Genomic DNA, 17,168 nt, shown 5'->3' with positions numbered 1-17,168 from the left:
CGAGGAGGATGGCGTGACCCGACTGAGCCTGGAAGAACTGCGCGAATTGTCCGAGGCGATCCTGCGTCGCCACGGTTTCAGCGAGCCCCACGTGCAGGGTGTGACCGAGACCGTGCTGGCCGGCGAGCGCGATGGTTGCACCTCCCACGGCGTGTGGCGGCTGCTGGGCTGTATCCACACGGCGCGCGCCGGCAAGGTGTCGCTGGACGCCGTGCCGGAGTTGTCGGAACCGGCTCCGGCGCTGGTGCGGGTGGACGCCAAGGGCGGCTTCTCGCAATGCGCCTTCGATCTCGGCCTGCCGAAGCTGGTCGAAAAGGCGCGCAGCCAGGGTATTGCCGCAATGGCGGTCAACCATTGCGTGCACTTTTCGGCGCTGTGGGTGGAGATCGAGCAGATAGTCGCCCACGGCCTGGTAGCCCTGGCCGTTACGCCGGCCCAGGCTTACGTGGCGCCGGCCGGTGGGACGCGGCCATTGTTCGGCACCAATCCCATCGCCTTCGGCTGGCCGCGCGCCGGGCAGAACCCCTATGTCTTCGACTTCGCCACGACGGTCGTGGCGCGCGGTGAAATCCAGCTGCACGAGCGCGAGGGCAAGTCGATTCCGCTGGGGTGGGGGATCGATGTGCAGGGCAACCCCAGTACTGACGCAAGCGCCGTGCTAGACGGCGCTATGCTCACCTTTGGCGGGCACAAGGGCTCGGCGCTGGCGACCATGGTCGAACTGATCGCCGGCCCGCTGATCGGCGACCTGACCAGTGCCGAGTCCACGGTGTTCGACGAGGGTACGAAGTCCTCGCCGTACCACGGCGAATTGCTGATCGCCATCGACCCGGCGCGCTTCCTCGGTGCCGAAGCGCCGCAGCACCTGGCGCGGGCTGAAACCCTGTTCGAGTCCATCGTCGACATGGGCGCGCGCCTGCCGTCCCAGCGGCGTTTCACGGCACGCGAGCGCAGCCTGAAAGAGGGCGTGGAGATCAGTGATTCGCTGTATGCCGATTTGCGCGCGCTGCTGGAATAAGGCCGTCCACCAGTAGGAGCAACTGCCTTCGTCTGAAAGTCCGTGCCTGGGATTTCCCTCTCCCTAACCCTCTCCCTGAAGGGAGAGGGGACACTATGGTGCAGGTTGGAACCGCGATGTCAGCCGGCACAGGCAAACTCCCTCTCCCTTCAGGGAGAGGGCGGGGGAGAGGGCTTGAGCCAGCACAGGATTGTCCAGGTATGGCGCCCTGCCCGCGATCACGCGCAGGGCGCCATACCTCTTCGCATAAAAAAGCCCCGGCGCAAGGCCGGGGCTGAGCATCGGCGCGGGACTGGCCGACAGTTCACTCCCGCACCGACGAACCCTCAGCGGGAGACAGAGTCCCGCGTCGTCTCACCATCCACCAGCCGTGCGATGCCCAGCGGGTTGGCGTCCTTCAGTGCATCCGGCAGCAGCGCATCCGGGTAGTTCTGGTAGCAAACCGGGCGCAGGAAGCGGTCGATGGCCAGGCTGCCCACCGAGGTGCCGCGCGCATCGGAGGTCGCCGGGTAGGGACCGCCATGGACCATGGCGTCGCAGACTTCCACGCCGGTCGGGTAGCCGTTGATCAGCAGGCGCCCGGCCTTGCGCTCCAGCACCGGCACCAGGGCGGCGAAGCGCGAGAGGTCGTCCGGCTCGGCGATCAGCGTGGCGGTGAGCTGGCCGTGCAGGCCGTCCAGCGCGCGGCGTAGTTCGGCCTCGTCAGCCACTTCGACGACGATGGTAGTCGGGCCGAAGACTTCTTCCTGCAGCAGTTCCTCGCCTTCCAGCAGCAGGCTGGCCTTGGCCTGGAACAGTTGTGGGAATGCTTGCGAACCTTCCTGCGGATGCCCGGCGAGGTGGCGCAGGCCGGGGTGGGTGAGCAGCTTGGCGATGCCCTTCTCGTAGCTTTTCAGGGTGCCGGCGTTGAGCATGGTCTGTGCCGGGCGCTGGCCGATTTCGGCGATCAGGTTGGCGGTGAACAGGCTGAAGGCCGGCGAAGCGATACCGATCACCAGGCCGGGATTGGTGCAGAACTGGCCGCAACCCATGACCACGGAATCCACCAGCTCGCGGGCGATTTTCTCGCCCCGCGCTTCCAGGGCGGCGGGCAGCACCAGCACCGGGTTGATGCTGCTCATCTCGGCGAACACCGGGATTGGCTGCGGGCGCGCGGCAGACAGGTCGCACAGTGCGCGACCGCCCTTGAGCGAGCCGGTGAAGCCGACCGCCTGGATCGCCGGGTGTTTGACCAGCGGCTCGCCGACGCCGGCGCCGTAGATCATGTTGAACACGCCGGCCGGCATGCCGGTGGATTCGGCTGCGCGGACGATGGCTTCACCGACGAGTTCGGCAGTCGCCATGTGGCCGCTGTGGGCCTTTACCACCACCGGGCAACCGGCGGCCAATGCGGCGGCGGTGTCACCACCGGCGGTGGAGAAGGCCAGCGGGAAGTTGCTGGCGCCGAACACCGCCACCGGGCCGACGCCGGTGCGGTACTGGCGCAGGTCCGGGCGGGGCAGCGGCTGGCGTTCGGGCAGTGCGCGGTCGATGCGCGCGCCGAGGAAGTCGCCACGGCGCAGCACCTTGGCGAACAGGCGCATCTGGTTGGCGGTGCGGCCACGTTCGCCCTGGATGCGTGCGGCGGGCAGGGCTGTTTCGCGACAAACGATGGCGATGAAATCGTCGCCGAGGGCTTCCAGTTCGCCGGCGATGGCGTCGAGGAACTGCGCGCGGCGCTCCGGCGACAGCGCGCTGTAGGCCGGGAAGGCAGCTTCGGCGGCGCGGGCGGCGGCGTCGACTTCGGCTTCGGTGGCCTGGAGGAATTCGCGAGGCAGGGCTTCGCCGGTGCTGGCGTCGAGGCTCTGCAGGCGGGTGGTGCCGGTGCCGATGCGTTGGCCGGCGATGAAGTTCTGGGCGGTCATGGGCGGGCTCTCGGGTGCTGGATTTCGGTGCGGCGAAGAGCCCCTCTCCCCCAGCCCTCTCCCTGAAGGGAGAGGGAGTATCCGAGTGGCTCGGGCTGTCGTGTACTCCTGCGGGAAAGGCGTCAGGTGGACCACGCTCTGCCCCTTCACGCCGAACCAGTCCCCTCTCCCTTCAGGGAGAGGGCTAGGGAGAGGGCAAGGAGCGTGCCGGTGAACCATGGAGTTTCAGTTCGCACGGACGATCTCTCTTTCTTCCGGTCGTGACTCAGAGCCCCACGTCCGGCAGCTTCGGCCGATTCGCCAGCGCCTTGGCCATGATCGTCTCCACGTGCTCGCGATCCGCGCCTTGCAGCGCCAGGCGCGGCGGGCGGGTGAGGGCGGTGCCGCGGCCGGCGATCTCTTCGCAGAGCTTGATGCATTGCACCAGGTCCGGGCGGGCGTCGAGGTGGAGGATCGGCATCAGCCATTCGTAGATCGGCATGGCTTCTTCGTAACGGCCGGCCTTGCACAGGCGGAAGATGGTTTCGCCTTCCTGCGGGAAGACGTTGGACATCCCGGAAATCCAGCCCTCGGCGCCCACGGCGATGCTTTCCAGCACCACGTCGTCGAGGCCGGCGAAGAGGATGAAGCGGTTGCCCACTTCATTGCGCACGTCGATGAAGCGGCGGGTGTCACCGGAGCTGTCCTTGAAGCAGACGATGTTCTCGCAGTCGGCCAGGGAGATGAGGATGTCCGGGGTGACGTCGTTCTTGTAGATCGGCGGGTTGTTGTAAACCATCACCGGCAGGTCGGTGCTGGTGGCCACGCTGCGGAAGTGCGCGGCGGTTTCATGCGGCTTGGAGGAGTAGACCAGGGCGGGCATCACCATGATGCCGTCGACGCCGACCTTCTGCACCGCCTTGGCCACCTGCGAGGCGCCGTGGCTGGTGAACTCGGCGATGCCGCAGATCACCGGCACGCGGCCGCCGGAGGCGTCCTTGGCGACTTCGGTGACGGCCATCTTCTCCTCGATGGACAGCGAGGTGTTCTCGCCGACGCTGCCGCACACCACCAGGCCCGAGACGCCGTCGCGCACGAGGTTGGAGATCACCTTGTGGGTGGCTTCCAGGTTGACCGAGTAATCGTCGTTGAACTGAGTGGTCACCGCGGGGAACACGCCACTCCAATTGACCTTCTTGCTCATGTTTTTCTCCAATTGTCGTATTTCGTATACGAAACGTCTGAAGGAAATCCCGCAGCATTTCGTCGTCGGGTGCCGCTACGCGGCGAATCAGGGTTGAAAGGGGAAATCAGTAACCGTTGGGCCAGGTGTCCGAGAGCCGATAACCCTCAGGCCAGGGATCGCTCGGGTCGAGCAGGTGCTGGTGGGTGCCGGTGATCCAGGCTCGGCCAGAAATGCACGGATGGATGGCTGGCTTGTCGCCGACGCTGGTGAGCCCGTCGATGCGGCAATGGAACTGGGAATCGATGATCGAGTGGCCGACGAAGCGCTCGCCGTCCTTCAGCTGGCCCTTGGCATGCAGTACCGCCATGCGCGCCGAGCAGCCGGTGCCGCAGGGTGAGCGGTCGATCTTGCCGGGGCGGATGACCACGGCGTTGCGGCCGTGCAAAACGCCCTCTTTTCTTTCGACAGGCGCGGTCAGCTGGCAGAAGGAGATGTGCGCCCAGTCGTGGTTTTCCGGGTGCTTGAAGCCCAGTTGCTGATTCGCCGCCTGGGTAATCTTCAGGCCGGTGGCGACCAGGTCGGCGGCCTCCGAGGCGTGCAGGGTGAAGCCCAGGGCATGGGCGTCGGCGAGGACGAAGCTGTCGCCGCCGTAGGCGGTGTCCACCTGCAGCGAACCGAGGCCCTCCACTTCGATCCAGGCATCGAGCTTGTCGGCGAAGGAGGGCAGGTTGCGTACTTCCACGCGCTGCACCTTGCCGTCCTTGCAGTCGGCCACGACCTCGATCAGGCCGCCCGGCGCTTCCAGGGTCAGGCGCGTCTGCGGCTCCTGCATCGGCAGGATGCCGCTGTCGAGCAGCACGGTGCTGACGCACAGCGAGTTGGAGCCGGACATGGGCGGCACGTCCGCCGGCTCCATGATGATCCAGGCCATCTGCGCCCGCGGGTCCTTCGGCGGCACCAGCAGGTTCACGTGGCGGAACACGCCACCGCGCGGCTCATTGAGGACGAAGTTGCGCAGGGTGTTGTCGCTGGCGATGAAGCGCGACTGCGCCCACACGGTGTCGCCCGGCGGCGGGGCGACGCCGCCGACGATGACGTCGCCGACCTCGCCTTCGGCGTGGCAGCTGACCACGTGGATGATCTTGCTCGAACGCATGTGTGTCTCCTGGTTCTGTAGCAGCCCGTTTCCCTCTCCCCAGCCCTCTCCCTGAAGGGAGAGGGAGCCATCTGTGCCGGCTGACACAGAGGCATCAACCTGCTCCGATCCAGTCCCCTCTCCCTTCAGGGAGAGGGTTAGGGAGAGGGGCTCTTGTCTCTAGTTCACCGACCTCAGAAACTCCGCCGTCTCCGCCCGCTGTGGATTGACGATCACCTGGTCCGGCGTGCCGATCTCATGCACTAGCCCCTCGCGGAAGAACGCCACGCGGTCGGACACATCGCGGGCGAAGCGGATTTCGTGGGTCACCAGGACCATGGTCATGCCCTCTTCGGCGAGCAGGCGCATGGTGTCGAGCACCTCGCCCACCAGTTGCGGGTCGAGTGCCGAGGTGGCTTCGTCGAACAGCATGTAGTCCGGCGACATGGCCAGCGCGCGGGCGATCGCCATGCGCTGCTGCTGCCCGCCCGAGAGCTTCTGCGGGAACACCTTGAGCTTGTCGCCCAGGCCGACGTGCTTGAGCTGCTTCACCGCCATCGCCTCGGCCTCTTCCTTGGACAGGCCGAGCACCTTGCGCGGGGCGAGCATGACGTTCTCCAGCACGGTCAGGTGCGGGAAGGCGTTCCACTGCTGGAAGACGATGCCGATCTTCTGCCGCAGCTTGTTCAGGTCGGTGGTCTTGGCGTGGACCTCGATGCCGTCGACGCGGATCTTGCCGCGCTGGATCGGCTCCAGGCCGTTGATGCACATCAGCAGGGTGGACTTGCCCGAGCCGGAGCCGCCGATGATCGAGACCACCTCGCCCTTCTTCACGGTCAGGCTCACGCCCTTGACCACTTCCAGATCGCCGTAGGCTTTGTGCACGTTGTCGATTTCAATCATTTTCCTGCCACCTTTGTTCCAGCCGGGCGCCGAGGCGCGCCACGACCCAACTCATGAGGTAATAGATGACCCCGGCGACGCACAGCACCAGCAGGGGTTCCTGGATGCGCGTCACGATGGTCTGCGAGGCGCGGAGAAGTTCGACGATGCCGATCCACATGACCAGCGCGGTGTCCTTCATCACCCCCAGCACCAGGTTCAGCCAGCCGGGGAAGGCCACCCGCGCGGCCAGCGGCAGCACGATGTAGCGCAGGTCCTGCCAGTAGCTGAGGCCCAGCGAGCGGCTGGCGCGGCGGATGTTCGGGCCGACGGCGAGGATGCCGCTGCGGATGATCTCGGTGCAGAACGCCGCCGCGTAGACGCCCAGTACCAGACAGCCGACGGTGAAGGCGCTCCAGTTCAGGCCGACGATGCTTTTCAGCGAGTTGAACAGCACGAACTGGATCAGCAGCGGCACGCTGCGGAAGATGTCGAGGAACCAGCCGACCGGCATCGTGGCGCGTGGCAGGGTGGCGCGCAGCCAGCCCAGCACGACGCCAGCGAGGGTGCCGATGAGCATGGCGCCGACGGTCAGCTTGACGGTGACCCAGGCCCCTTGCAGCAGGAACATCAGGTCGTTGACGGTGAAGCTCGTGGAAAACATGCGTGCTTCTCCTAGTAGCGGAACAGCCGCCAGCTCAACAGGCGGGCGACCGCCACGATGACCTTGGCGATGATGTAATAGAGCACCGCGGCCAGGGCGAAGTACTCGAAGGTGCGGAAGGTGCGCACGTTGAAGTCCTGGGTCACGCCGGTGAGGTCGTTGTTCAGGCCCACCACCACGCCCAGCGACGTCATCAGCACCGCCCAGACCATCTGGTTCGTCAGCGGGTAATAGACGATGCGCAGCAGCTGCGGAACGATGATCATCCGGTACGCCTGGAAGGCGCTCATGCCCAGCGAGCGCGCGGCGCGCATCTGGGTGTCCGGCACGGCCTTGAGGCCGCCACGGAAGTTCTCCGCGAGGTAGCCGGCGTTGTTGAAGGTGATCCCCGCCAGCAGCGCCACCCAGGAGCTGACGTGCAGGTCGAAGGAGCCCAGGCCGAAGTACAGGATGTAGATCTGGAACAGCGACGGGGTATTGCGCGCGATGGATACCCAGGTGTCGGCGAAACCCTTGAGCAGCGGGTTCTTCATCTGCCGCATGACGGTCAACAGTAGCGCGATGAGCACACCGAGGATCATCGACAACGCAGCGGTTTCGAGGGTTACCCAGGCGCCGCCGAGCATGTCCGGCAGGGCCTTGAAGGCGGAGCGCCAGTGGAAGCTGTAGTTGAACATCAGCGCACCCCCTCGCTCAGCCAGCGCGGCACGCCACCGTCACCGCGCCCGCTGCAGGCTGCCTCGACGCACGCGGCGAGGCTGCCGAAATGCACCTGGCGCCCGGCCAGGCCAGGACCGTAGTGGGCGTACTTCGCCGAATTGGTGATCAGCGTGGTGCAGGACGGCGGGATCACCGGCTCGCCGATCATGCACCAGCAGGTGTCGTTGAGCAGTTGCGCGCCGAAGTCTTCCAGCACCTTCACGTCACCGGCGGCGCGGGCCTTTTCCTGCACGGCGCGGCCGAGGGCGACTACCAGCGCGACGCCCGGATGCTTGCGGCGCCCGGCGACCAGCCTGGCCAGCTCGGTACACTCGCTGGCGGAGAAATGCGGGTTGCCCAGGGACACCAGTTGCACGGTGGGTTCTGCCGCGTGGTCCAGCTCGCGCCAGGAGGCGATCAGGTCCGCCGGGGTGACGCGCAGGTGTTGCAGCGGGGCTTTGCCGCCCAGTGCGGTAGCGACGTCCGGCGCTTCCGGGGTGACGCCGACGATGTGGAACATCGGCGCGGCGGAGGTGGTGGCGAAGGCCGCGCCGAAGGCTTTCAGCGCGTCGCTGTCCGGCGCCAGCGGCTGCAGGCCGTCGACCACCGGGATGCGCGTGCCGCACAGCTCGCCGATGTGGTAGCCGAGCAGCGGGAAGATCGATTCGTCGTGGTCGGCCGGCAGCTCGACATCGATCCGCAGCGTCGCCAGCCGGCCTTCGTCGCGGTGGCTGCCGACGTTCGGTGCGCGGCCGGTGAGGGCGATGCAGATATCTAGGTAATCCGGGTATTTCAGGGTGCGCGCGCCGAGCACGCTGTTGGCGTACACCACGGCGTTGGACTCGGCCCAGACCACCTGTTCGCCGAGGCTTGGCTTGCTGTCCAGCAGGTAGGGCGCGCAGGTGTAGCTCATCTGTGCGCCCATCTCCATGTAGGCATCGCCCAGCGCCGCGGCGGGCTCGCCGAAGGCCTTGTCGACGCCCAGCTCGCGCCAGCGGCGATGGTCCACGGAGATAGAATTGAGGGTGGTCGGCACCCGCACCTTGCCGCCCCAGTCCGCCAGCTGGCGGGCGAAGCGCAGGCTGGCGGGGCCGGTATAAATGCAGCCGTCGATGTGCGCCTGAGCAATGTCCAACAGGTCCTTCGCGCCTTGCAGTGCAGCCATGCGCAGGACGATCTGCATGGCGGCCTGGGCGGCCTTGCCGTGCTGGCCGTCGAGCAGTTCATGGTCGCCGGCGCTGAGCGCCAGGCCTTCCGGCAATGGGCCGGCGTCGCTGGCCATCACGCCCTGCCAGCCATCGGCAGGGCGCTCGGCGGTGAGTGTTACCTGTCCGTCTTCGACACGGGCCCAGCCGCCCGTGGACAACTGCTCGAAACCCTCGCGCCCCAGGCACAGCACCGGGATGGAGCGGCCGAACAACGCCTGCGCCACCAGCACGCCGAGGGTGAGGATTTCGTCCGGCTCGGCCAGCAGCAGCGCTGCCGGCGCGTGGCCGTTGAGCAGTATTTCCAGCATCACGCTGCTGCCGGTACAGGAGCCGCGTCCGCTGGGAATCGCCAGCACCCGGCCAGGCAGGAAGCTGCCGGAGAGCGGATGGTGGCGGTCGATGACCTCGCCGCTGAAGGGCTCGACGCCACCCCAGAAGCTCAGCCCGGTGTCGGCATGGAGTAGCGCCCCTTCGGCGCTACCCCCCATCAGGACCCGCCCTGTAAGGCGTGAATCCCGCACCCGTGAAGCCTGCATCGAAGACATGTTGCGCCCGCCGTCAGTAGTACACGTGGGGAACGGTGAGGTCGACCGGGGTGCCGCCGACCCACTTCTCGTACAGCTCGGCGTAACGGCCGGTGCGGACCTGCTGGTTGACGAAGAGGTTGAGGTAGTGGATCAGGCCGTACTCGTTGCGCGCGGCGGCCAGCGATACGTAGTCGATCACGTAGGGCGCGTTGCCGACGACCTTCAGGCCCTTGTACTTGCCGGATTTCAGGGTGGAGGCGGCGACGGTGTTGGTCACCACGGTGGCGTCGATGTGGCCCTGGGCGACGGCGAGGATGGTGTCGTTCTGGCTCTGGTAGGCGCGGAAGGAGCCCTTGCCGCCCCATTTCTTCACGTCCTTCTCCAGCGCGATGGCTTCATAGGTGCCGCTGGTGTTGCCCACCGGGCGGTCCTTGATGTCCTCGTACTTGGTGATGCCGGTGTCCTCGCGGGTCAGCACCACCATCTGGAAGGCGAAGTAGGGGATGGTCATGGCGACCGTCTTGGCGCGCTCCAGGGTGTCGGAAGTGGAAGCGACGATCACGTCGGCGCGGCCGGACACCAGCGCGGGAATACGATCCGGGAAGGGCGTCTCGACCACTTCGGCGGTAACACCCAGCACTTTCGCCAGGTCGTTGCAGTAGTCCACGTCGAAGCCGACCGGGTTGTTCTGCGCATCGCGCGAACCCATCGGCGGGAAGTCCAGGGTCACGGCGCAGCGCAGCTTGCCGGATTCGATGATGTCGTCGAGCTTGTCGGCCTGGGCCTGGCCGGCGAGGAACACAGCGGTGAGGGCTAGAGCAATTCGGGTGAATTTCATGGGGGCCTCTCTGAGTCAGTGTTGTGCAGCGATTTTTGTATTATGGATTTCGTATACGATATTTCTTAGAGCAAGGCATGTGCCAGAAATGACGCCGGCATGACCGATCGGTCGCGAGGCCCGGTATTGGTGGGATCAAGTGTTGGGAGTCTTCCGCCTGGGTTGTAGGAGAGTTCCCGGCGCTGTTACCAAATGAAGCAGGAGCGTGTTCCGCTGCCCCTTATGGGAGCACTCACGGGGCGCACGCTGGTTGGGGCTGAAGAGCGTTCGCGAGCAAGAACTGGGCGTCCCCCTCGCTCCTACAGGCAGGCCAGCGCTTGCTATTCGTAGGAGCGAGCTTGCTCGCGAACCGCCCACGCACAAACTTTCAGGACGTTCAGTCCCGTAGGGCAAATAAAGCGGCACGCTTTATCCGCCGTTTGCGCATTCGTGCCTTGGCTGGCGGCGGACAACGCCGTAGGCGTTATGCGCCCTACGCGGAGGGAAGTGTTCAGTTAGGCGAGGTTTGCGACTCGCGATACTGCGTCGGCGACAGCCCGGTCAGCGCGCGGAACTGCCGGCTGAAAGCGCTGTGGTCGGTGTAGCCGCAGCGCAGGGCGATCTCGGTGATCGGCAGGTCCTCGGCGAGCAGGCGCGTCGCCGCGCCCAGGCGTGCCTTGTGGATCATCTGCCGCGGGGTGAGCTGGAAGATGCGCTTGCAGTGGCGCTCCAGTTGGGCGACGGAAAGCCCGGCCAGCTCGGTCAGCTCGGCGAGATTGATCGGTTTGTCGAAGTGCTCACGGATATAGGCGTCCACTGCCGCCAGGCGCTGGTACGCGGGGTGCGTGGACTGTGCCGCCTGCAGGTCGCTGGAAATCCCCGCCATGCCGATCACCACACCGCCCGCATCGTGCAGTGCCAGCTTGTGGGTCAGGCACCAGCCCGGCAGCCGGCCGGGGTAGAGGTGCAGCTCCAACTGGTCGCTGAGCTGGCCGCCGGTTTCCAGCACGCGGCGATCCTGCTCGGTGTAGATCGGGCCGAAGCGCGACGGGAAGACATCCTCGGCGGTGCGTCCGAGCAGCTCGCGGGCATCCTTCACACCGCAGCGCCGCGCCAGCGTCTGGTTGACCAGCACATAGCGCGCGGCGGTGTCCTTGATGAAGAACACCACGCCGGGCATGGCATCGAGCAGCGGGGAAATCTGCGCAAGGGTCTGCAGCAGGCTGTCCAGGTCGCGAGTGCCCTGGGGAATCAGGTCGTGCATCGGGAGGCGAGTCGGCTGTCGGAACATGGCGGAAGGTACGCTGCAAGGTGGCGAGATGGCGAGGCGCTGTCAACTCGAAGGGCGCGCAATGCCTCTGGCGAATCAATCGGCGGGGCAAAGGCGGCGGATAAAGCGTGCCGCTTTATCCGCCCTGCGGGTGCGATGCGTGAGGCCGACGCAGGGCGGATAACGCCTCAAGCGTTATCCGCCATCTGCGGCCTCAGTCGTCGGCGAGTTGCAGCAAGGTGTCTACCCGCGCCGGACTGAACGGCGGGCGCGGCGCCGGCGGTTGCCAGCCGAACAGTTGCTTGGCTGCTGCGCCGCACACGCGGCCCTGGCAGGCCCCCATGCCGCAGCGGCTGGCGAGCTTGGCGGCGGTCCAGTCCGGCTTGCCGGCCAGAGCCGAATAGGGCACGTCTTCGCAGCGGCAGACGAGCGTGTCCGGCTGGGCGAGCTGGTTGAGACGCGGGTCGAGGGAAAAGTCCTTTTTCAGTGCGTCGGCGAAGCCCTGCCAGCGCTGGCGCTGCGACCAGAGTCCACGGGCACGGTCGTGTTCTCCCACGGCGGCGTGGCCGGCGATGCGGCCTTCCACCAGGGCTTTCTCCGAGCCGCCGAAGCCGGTGCATTCGCCCGCGGCGTAGATTCCGTCGCGGCTGCTTGCCTGCCAGGCGTCGACGCGGATCGCGCCGTCGTCCACCGTGCAACCGAGCGCCTGGCCGAGCTGCACATTGGGGATCAGGCCGAAGCCGCAGGCCAGCCGGTCGCATTCGATTTCCTTCAGCTTGCCACCCTGGCTGACTCGCACGCTTTCCAGGTGATCTGTCCCCAGTGCGGCGACGATATGGCTGTCGGCACGGTAGGCCGGGTCGTACAGGCCGAACGACTGCAGCAGCTTGTTCGGCCAGCGCGGCAGCTTCAGGGCAAAGCTGGCCACGGCTGCCCAGGATGCCTGTTCGGCGATGCGCTGGATCTTCGCTCCGTTGGCGCGGGCGGTCGCGGCGCTGGCGAGCAGCAGCGGGCCGCTGCCGGCGATCACCACGCGCTGGCCATCCACCGATACGCCGCCTTTCACCAGTGCCTGCAGTCCGCCTGCACCGGTGACGCCGGGCAGCGTCCAGCCGGGGAAGGGCAGCAGCAGTTCGCGGGCACCGGTGCAGAGGATCAGCTTGCGGTAATCCAGCCGCCAGCCACGCTCGAAGTCTTCCAGCAGCAGGCCACGTTCGCCGGCCAGGGCCACCACGCGGGTGGCGCTGTGAGTCCTGATGTTGGCGCAGGCGGCGACCTTTTCGCGCAGCTCCAGAGCGGCGCGCGGCAGGTGCGCATTGGGCCCGTCGCGCCAGATCTGCCCGCCGGGCAGCGGGTTGTCGTCGAGGATGACGATGCTGGCGCCGCTGGGCGCGGCGGCGAGGGCAGCGGACATTCCAGCCGGCCCGGCGCCGATGATGACGATATCGGCCGCATCGCTCATGGGCGCGTCTCCACCTGCATGCCCTCGCGGCACAGTGTCTGGCAGGCCAGGCGGCGTTGACCATCGATGGTCACCCGGCACTCCTGGCAGACGCCCATGCCGCACAGCGGCGCGCGGCGTTGGCCGCTGACCGAGGTGCGCGTGCTGCCGTCGCCGCCCTGGGCGAGCGCGGCGGCCACCGTGGTGCCGGCGACGACACGTAGCGGGCGGCCGTCAAGAGTCAGGTCAGGCATGGGCGTTTGCTCCGAGGAAACGGCGCGGGGAATAGGGTTCGGCCGGCAGCGGCAAAGGCTCATTGCACAGCTGCGCAGCGAGTAGGTCGGCGGTGCCCGGCGCGGTGGTTACGCCCAGGCCTTCGTGGCCGACAGCGAGCCACAGGCCGGGGCGCTGCGGATGTTCGCCCACCAGCGGCATGCCGTCCGGGCTGGCGGCGCGGAAGCCGGCCCAGCTGCGGATCACGTTGAGGTTGGCCAGGCCGGGCATGTAGTCCACGGCGCGGCGCAGCATCTTCGCCAGCATCCAGCCTTCCACCTGCGGGTCGGTGGTGCCGAACTGTCGCGAGGCGCCGATGAACAACTGGCCGGTGGGGCGCGGCTGGATGTTGCAGGCCACCGAAGGCCCGCTGGCGTTGTGCGCGCTGGTCACGTAGCCCAGCTCCACCAACGTGCGGCGCACCTTGCCGGGGTAGCGGTCGGTGATCAGCAGATGACCTTTTTTCGGTTCGATGGGCAGGTCGGCGCAGAGCTGCGTGGCCTGGATGCCATTGGCCAGGACGATGGCCTTGGCGCTCAACCACTGGCCGTCGTCCAGGCGCACGCGGGGTTCGTCGATTTCCACCACCTTGGCCTGGCGCTGGCGGATCGGTTTCAGCGCCGACTCCAGCAGCCAGGCGGCGGCGCGCGGGGCGTAGAGAATGCCGTCAGCGGTGATCTCCAGCCCGCCGTGCAGGTCGCTGCGCAGCTCGGGTTCCTCCTGCTGCAGCTCCGCGCTGTTCAGCAGTCTTGCGGCGACGCCGTGCTCGCGCAGCACGGCGAACTTGCGTTCGGCTTCGGCCATCTCTTCGTCATTGGCCGCCAGCCACATAGTGCCGTTGCTGCGGTAGGCGCATTCGGCGGGCATGTCGTGGCCCCACTCGCGCCAGCGTTGCAGCGAGTAGTTGCTCAGCGCGAGTTCGGCAGCATTGTCGTCGAGCACCAGCAGGTGACCCATGCCGACGGCGGTGGCGCCGGGCAGGCGCGCATCCAGCACCAGCACGTCCAGGCCGCGGCGGGCGAGGGCGTGGGCGCAGGCGGCGCCGATTATGCCGGCGCCGATGACAATGATGTCCGCATCGCTCACGAACGGATGCCCCAGGCGAACGGGTCGTCCTCTTCCAGCAGCAGGGTGGCCTCGGCGCTGATGTTGGCGCGACCGCGGATGGTCGGGATGATGCGCCCCTCGGCAGGCTCGCCGACCCACTCGAAGCGGCCTTCGAACTGGCTGCCGATCACGCTGGCCTGGCGCCAGGGCTGGCCGGCCGCGAGCTTGCCGTCAGCGGCCAGGCACGCCAGCTTGGCGCTGGTGCCGGTGCCGCAGGGCGAGCGGTCGTAGGCCTTGCCGGGGCAGAGCACGTAGTTGCGGCTGTCCGCTTCGGGGTCGTCGGCGAACAGCTCGATGTGATCGATCAGGCCGCCGTCTTCGCCGCGGATGCCCTGGTCTTCCAGTGCCTTCTGCACGGCGACGGTGTAGGCGGTCAGCTCGTCCAGGTTGTCGCCGGCCACGCGCAGGCCGTGATCGGCGATCAGGAAGAACCAGTTGCCGCCCCAGGCGATATCGCCGTGTACCAGCCCGTGGCCGGGCACTTGCACCGGCACCTGCTTGCGGTAGCGATAGGAGGGGACGTTGCGCACGCTCACCGAGCGGTCATCGTGCAGGGTTGCTTCGACGGTGCCCACCGGCGTCTCGATCTTGTGCGTGCCGGGGCCGATGCGCCCCAGGTGCGCCAGCGAGACGACCAGGCCGATGGTGCCGTGGCCGCACATGCCCAGGTAACCGGTGTTGTTGAAGAAGATCACCCCGGCGCAGGCGCTCGGGTCCACCGGCTCGCAGAGCAGCGCGCCGACCAGCACATCGCTGCCGCGCGGCTCCAGCACAGTCGCGGCACGCCAGCTGTCGTGCTCCCTGGCCAGCAGCGCGCGGCGCTCGGCCATGCTGCCCTTGCCCAGATCGGGAAAGCCGTCTAGCACCAGGCGCGTGGGTTCGCCGCCGGTGTGGGAATCGAGAACCTGGATGCGTTTCATGCTGCCCCCTGGGGTGTCTTGTTGTAGACCCTAGGGTGGCGCGGGGCGGGAATCGGGGCTTGAGGGTTTTCCGCCGGGCCGATGATGAAATCGGCACAGCGGTGACATTCGCTCAGCTCGGCGTCGGCCGGTTCGGCAGGTGTTCGTAGAGCGTGCGGCAGACGCCGTTGATGTGTTCTTCCAGCAAGCGCGCGGCCAGCTCACCATCGCCGGCGCGGCAGGCGTCGAGGATGTCGTGGTGCTCGTGATCCGCGCGCTCCTTGCCGGAGGACAGGCTCATCTGCATGCGCAGGTAGCGTTCGAGCTTGTCGTGGATCGAGCGGATCAGGCCGACCAGATAGGGGCGCTGCGCCGGTTCATAGAGGCAGGCATGCAGTTCCCAGTTCAGCTCCGCCCAGCGGCCGACATCGTCCTCGCCGACGAACTCGGCACAGATGCGCTCGGCGCGCGCGAACGTCTCGGCGGTCATGTTCGGCACTGCCAGACGGATCGCCTGGGCTTCGAGGACGACGCGCACCTCGAACATCTGCGCCAGTTCCGGTTCGGAAATCTTCGTCACCAGTGCGCCCTTGTTGCGCTGGAATTCCACCAGACCCTCGGCCTCCAGGCGCTTGAGCGCCTCGCGCACGGGGATCTTGCTGACGTTGAAGATCTGCGCGATATCGTCCTGGCGGATCGGTTCGTGCTCTGCCATCTGGCCGGAAATGATCGCCTCGCGCAGGTGCTTGGCGATGGTCTCCGAGGCGGAGGGGACAATACCCAGGTTGGGGGCGTTGCGTAGCGGCACGATGCAGTCCGGTCAGGTGGCTGTTGTCGGATATGGTATACGAAATCCCTGCGATGCAGTGAAGCACCGGCGAGCGGTCATCGCAATGGATGAATCACGGGATTTGCACACGCAATGTGCGTGCCGGGGAATCAGTTGCGGCGTTCGACGATATAGCGGGCGAGGGCGCGCAGCGGTTCGGCGCTATCGCCAAAGCCTTCCAGCGCCGCCAGCGCCTGGTCGCGCAGGGCGAGGGCGTAGGCCTTGGCTTCGTCGAGGCCGAGCAGCGCGGGGTAGGTCGGCTTGTCGTGGGCCTGGTCCTTGCCCTGGGTCTTGCCGAGGGTGGCGGTGTCGCTTTCCACGTCGAGGATGTCGTCCTGCACCTGGAACGCCAGGCCCACGGCCTCGGCGTAGCGGCGCAGGGCTTCCAGTGCCGCGGCATTGGCGCGACCGCTGGCCAGGGCGCCGAGCTGCACGCTGGCTTCGATCAGCGCGCCGGTCTTGTGCCGGTGCATGGTTTCCAGCGCCGCCTGGTCGATCTTGCGGCCCACGGACTCCAGGTCGATCGCCTGCCCGCCGACCATCCCGGCAGAACCGGCGGCGCGGGCGAGGATCATCAGCATGTCCAGACGAGTCTGCGCATCCTGCGGATTGAGCTGAGCGTTACCGATCACCTCGAATGCCAGTGCCTGTAGACCGTCGCCGGCGAGAATCGCGCAGGCCTCGTCATAGGCAATGTGGGTGGTCGGCTGGCCGCGACGCAGGTCGTCGTCGTCCATCGCCGGCAGATCGTCGTGCACCAGGGAATAGGCGTGGATCAGCTCCACCGCGCAGGCAGCGCCGTCCGCGCGCTCGGCTTCGCCGCCCAGTGCTTCGCAGGCCGCGTAGGCCAGCAGCGGGCGCACGCGCTTGCCACCGTTGACCACGCTGTAGCGCATGGCGGCGTAGATGCGGGTGAGTTCTTCACGGGGTGCGACGAAGAGTTTTTCCAGCGCAGCATCGACACGCGCCGTACAGCGCGCCTGGTACCCGGCGATCATGCGTCTTCGCCTTCCGGATCGAAGGGCGCTTCGCTCAGTTCGCCATCGCGTTCCAGCAGAATCTGTACCTTCTGCTCCGCCTGGGTCAGCGCCGCCTGGCAATCGCGGGTCAGGCGGATGCCCTGCTCGAAGGCGCCCAGCGAGTCCTCCAGCGACAACTCGCCGCTTTCCAGGCGCTCCACCAGCGTTTGCAGCTCGGCGAGGGACTGTTCGAAGTCGAGGGAAGCTTTCTTGCGGGCCATGCGGACATCTCGGCGGGGGTATTCGGAAACCTCGCGACACTAGCAGAGACGGGCTTTGCGGGCAAATCTTCGGTCAGGCCGCCGGCGGCT

The 17,168-nt window shown here is 67.1% G+C and carries 17 protein-coding genes; 1 reads left to right on the top strand and 16 read right to left on the bottom strand.

From position 1 onward, the window contains the following. Positions 1–13 precede the first annotated feature (13 nt). Positions 14–1,018: an Ldh family oxidoreductase gene (locus G4G71_RS28470; protein ID WP_169942068.1), complete on the top strand. Its 1,005-nt coding sequence runs from the start codon at positions 14–16 to the stop codon at positions 1,016–1,018. Positions 1,019–1,344: 326 nt separating this feature from the next. On the opposite strand, the gene G4G71_RS28465 is transcribed toward G4G71_RS28470, so the two are convergent. The 16 genes from G4G71_RS28465 to G4G71_RS28390 all read right to left on the bottom strand — a co-directional run bounded on the left by G4G71_RS28465 (position 1,345) and on the right by G4G71_RS28390 (position 17,078). Beyond that, positions 1,345–2,922, bottom strand: coding sequence for an aldehyde dehydrogenase (NADP(+)) (locus G4G71_RS28465; RefSeq protein ID WP_169942066.1), 1,578 nt, complete (start codon positions 2,920–2,922; stop codon positions 1,345–1,347). 265 nt (positions 2,923–3,187) lie between these two features. Next, positions 3,188–4,105, bottom strand: a complete 918-nt coding sequence (locus G4G71_RS28460) for a dihydrodipicolinate synthase family protein (protein WP_169942064.1) — start codon at positions 4,103–4,105, stop codon at positions 3,188–3,190. A gap of 106 nt (positions 4,106–4,211) precedes the next feature. After that, a complete protein-coding gene (locus G4G71_RS28455; RefSeq protein ID WP_169942062.1) occupies positions 4,212–5,243 on the bottom strand; it encodes a trans-3-hydroxy-L-proline dehydratase in 1,032 nt (343 codons plus the stop codon). A gap of 159 nt (positions 5,244–5,402) precedes the next feature. Continuing rightward, positions 5,403–6,125: an amino acid ABC transporter ATP-binding protein gene (locus tag G4G71_RS28450; RefSeq protein ID WP_169942060.1), complete on the bottom strand. Its 723-nt coding sequence runs from the start codon at positions 6,123–6,125 to the stop codon at positions 5,403–5,405. Next, positions 6,118–6,768, bottom strand: coding sequence for an amino acid ABC transporter permease (locus G4G71_RS28445; protein WP_169942058.1), 651 nt, complete (start codon positions 6,766–6,768; stop codon positions 6,118–6,120). The genes G4G71_RS28450 and G4G71_RS28445 overlap by 8 nt, the downstream gene beginning before the upstream one ends. An 11-nt stretch (positions 6,769–6,779) precedes the next feature. Continuing rightward, on the bottom strand, positions 6,780–7,445 hold the full coding sequence (locus G4G71_RS28440) for an amino acid ABC transporter permease (protein WP_169942057.1): 666 nt from the start codon (positions 7,443–7,445) through the stop codon (positions 6,780–6,782). Further along, on the bottom strand, positions 7,445–9,163 hold the full coding sequence (lhpI, locus tag G4G71_RS28435; protein ID WP_169942055.1) for a cis-3-hydroxy-L-proline dehydratase: 1,719 nt from the start codon (positions 9,161–9,163) through the stop codon (positions 7,445–7,447). The genes G4G71_RS28440 and lhpI overlap by 1 nt, the downstream gene beginning before the upstream one ends. Before the next feature lie 70 nt (positions 9,164–9,233). After that, positions 9,234–10,040 (bottom strand): ABC transporter substrate-binding protein, encoded by an 807-nt coding sequence (locus G4G71_RS28430; protein WP_054906837.1) that lies wholly within the window; start codon positions 10,038–10,040, stop codon positions 9,234–9,236. 490 nt (positions 10,041–10,530) lie between these two features. Then, positions 10,531–11,310, bottom strand: coding sequence for an AraC family transcriptional regulator (locus G4G71_RS28425; RefSeq protein ID WP_205896254.1), 780 nt, complete (start codon positions 11,308–11,310; stop codon positions 10,531–10,533). 193 nt (positions 11,311–11,503) lie between these two features. Continuing rightward, positions 11,504–12,751 carry an NAD(P)/FAD-dependent oxidoreductase gene (locus G4G71_RS28420; protein WP_169942053.1) on the bottom strand — a complete coding sequence of 416 codons (1,248 nt, stop codon included), beginning with the start codon at positions 12,749–12,751 and terminating at the stop codon, positions 11,504–11,506. After that, positions 12,748–12,984 (bottom strand): (2Fe-2S)-binding protein, encoded by a 237-nt coding sequence (locus G4G71_RS28415; protein WP_169942051.1) that lies wholly within the window; start codon positions 12,982–12,984, stop codon positions 12,748–12,750. The genes G4G71_RS28420 and G4G71_RS28415 overlap by 4 nt, the downstream gene beginning before the upstream one ends. Next, complete coding sequence (locus G4G71_RS28410; protein ID WP_169942049.1) at positions 12,977–14,089, bottom strand: NAD(P)/FAD-dependent oxidoreductase; 1,113 nt, start codon at positions 14,087–14,089, stop codon at positions 12,977–12,979. Before G4G71_RS28410 ends, G4G71_RS28415 begins: the two co-directional genes overlap by 8 nt. Further along, positions 14,086–15,030, bottom strand: a complete 945-nt coding sequence (locus G4G71_RS28405) for a 4-hydroxyproline epimerase (RefSeq protein WP_169942047.1) — start codon at positions 15,028–15,030, stop codon at positions 14,086–14,088. The genes G4G71_RS28410 and G4G71_RS28405 overlap by 4 nt, the downstream gene beginning before the upstream one ends. Positions 15,031–15,142: 112 nt before the next feature. Next, complete coding sequence (locus G4G71_RS28400) at positions 15,143–15,817, bottom strand: GntR family transcriptional regulator (protein WP_169942045.1); 675 nt, start codon at positions 15,815–15,817, stop codon at positions 15,143–15,145. A gap of 131 nt (positions 15,818–15,948) precedes the next feature. After that, complete coding sequence (gene ispA, locus G4G71_RS28395) at positions 15,949–16,836, bottom strand: (2E,6E)-farnesyl diphosphate synthase (RefSeq protein ID WP_169942043.1); 888 nt, start codon at positions 16,834–16,836, stop codon at positions 15,949–15,951. Continuing rightward, complete coding sequence (locus G4G71_RS28390; protein ID WP_024764669.1) at positions 16,833–17,078, bottom strand: exodeoxyribonuclease VII small subunit; 246 nt, start codon at positions 17,076–17,078, stop codon at positions 16,833–16,835. Before G4G71_RS28390 ends, ispA begins: the two co-directional genes overlap by 4 nt. Positions 17,079–17,168 lie beyond the last annotated feature (90 nt).

Source organism: Pseudomonas multiresinivorans (assembly GCF_012971725.1).
Taxonomy (GTDB): domain Bacteria; phylum Pseudomonadota; class Gammaproteobacteria; order Pseudomonadales; family Pseudomonadaceae; genus Pseudomonas; species Pseudomonas multiresinivorans.
This window is presented reverse-complemented; position numbering and strand designations above follow the sequence as displayed.

Bases quoted from the DNA above. Each gene is read 5' to 3' on its own strand.
- G4G71_RS28465 (WP_169942066.1), bottom strand. From the start codon at position 2,922: ATGACCGCCCAGAACTTCATCGCCGGCCAACGCATCGGCACCGGCACC.
- G4G71_RS28460 (WP_169942064.1), bottom strand. From the start codon at position 4,105: ATGAGCAAGAAGGTCAATTGGAGTGGCGTGTTCCCCGCGGTGACCACT.
- G4G71_RS28455 (WP_169942062.1), bottom strand. From the start codon at position 5,243: ATGCGTTCGAGCAAGATCATCCACGTGGTCAGCTGCCACGCCGAAGGC.
- G4G71_RS28450 (WP_169942060.1), bottom strand. From the start codon at position 6,125: ATGATTGAAATCGACAACGTGCACAAAGCCTACGGCGATCTGGAAGTG.
- G4G71_RS28445 (WP_169942058.1), bottom strand. From the start codon at position 6,768: ATGTTTTCCACGAGCTTCACCGTCAACGACCTGATGTTCCTGCTGCAA.
- G4G71_RS28440 (WP_169942057.1), bottom strand. From the start codon at position 7,445: ATGTTCAACTACAGCTTCCACTGGCGCTCCGCCTTCAAGGCCCTGCCG.
- lhpI (WP_169942055.1), bottom strand. From the start codon at position 9,163: ATGGGGGGTAGCGCCGAAGGGGCGCTACTCCATGCCGACACCGGGCTG.
- G4G71_RS28430 (WP_054906837.1), bottom strand. From the start codon at position 10,040: ATGAAATTCACCCGAATTGCTCTAGCCCTCACCGCTGTGTTCCTCGCC.
- G4G71_RS28425 (WP_205896254.1), bottom strand. From the start codon at position 11,310: ATGTTCCGACAGCCGACTCGCCTCCCGATGCACGACCTGATTCCCCAG.
- G4G71_RS28420 (WP_169942053.1), bottom strand. From the start codon at position 12,751: ATGAGCGATGCGGCCGATATCGTCATCATCGGCGCCGGGCCGGCTGGA.
- G4G71_RS28415 (WP_169942051.1), bottom strand. From the start codon at position 12,984: ATGCCTGACCTGACTCTTGACGGCCGCCCGCTACGTGTCGTCGCCGGC.
- G4G71_RS28405 (WP_169942047.1), bottom strand. From the start codon at position 15,030: ATGAAACGCATCCAGGTTCTCGATTCCCACACCGGCGGCGAACCCACG.
- ispA (WP_169942043.1), bottom strand. From the start codon at position 16,836: ATGATCGCCGGGTACCAGGCGCGCTGTACGGCGCGTGTCGATGCTGCG.
- G4G71_RS28390 (WP_024764669.1), bottom strand. From the start codon at position 17,078: ATGGCCCGCAAGAAAGCTTCCCTCGACTTCGAACAGTCCCTCGCCGAG.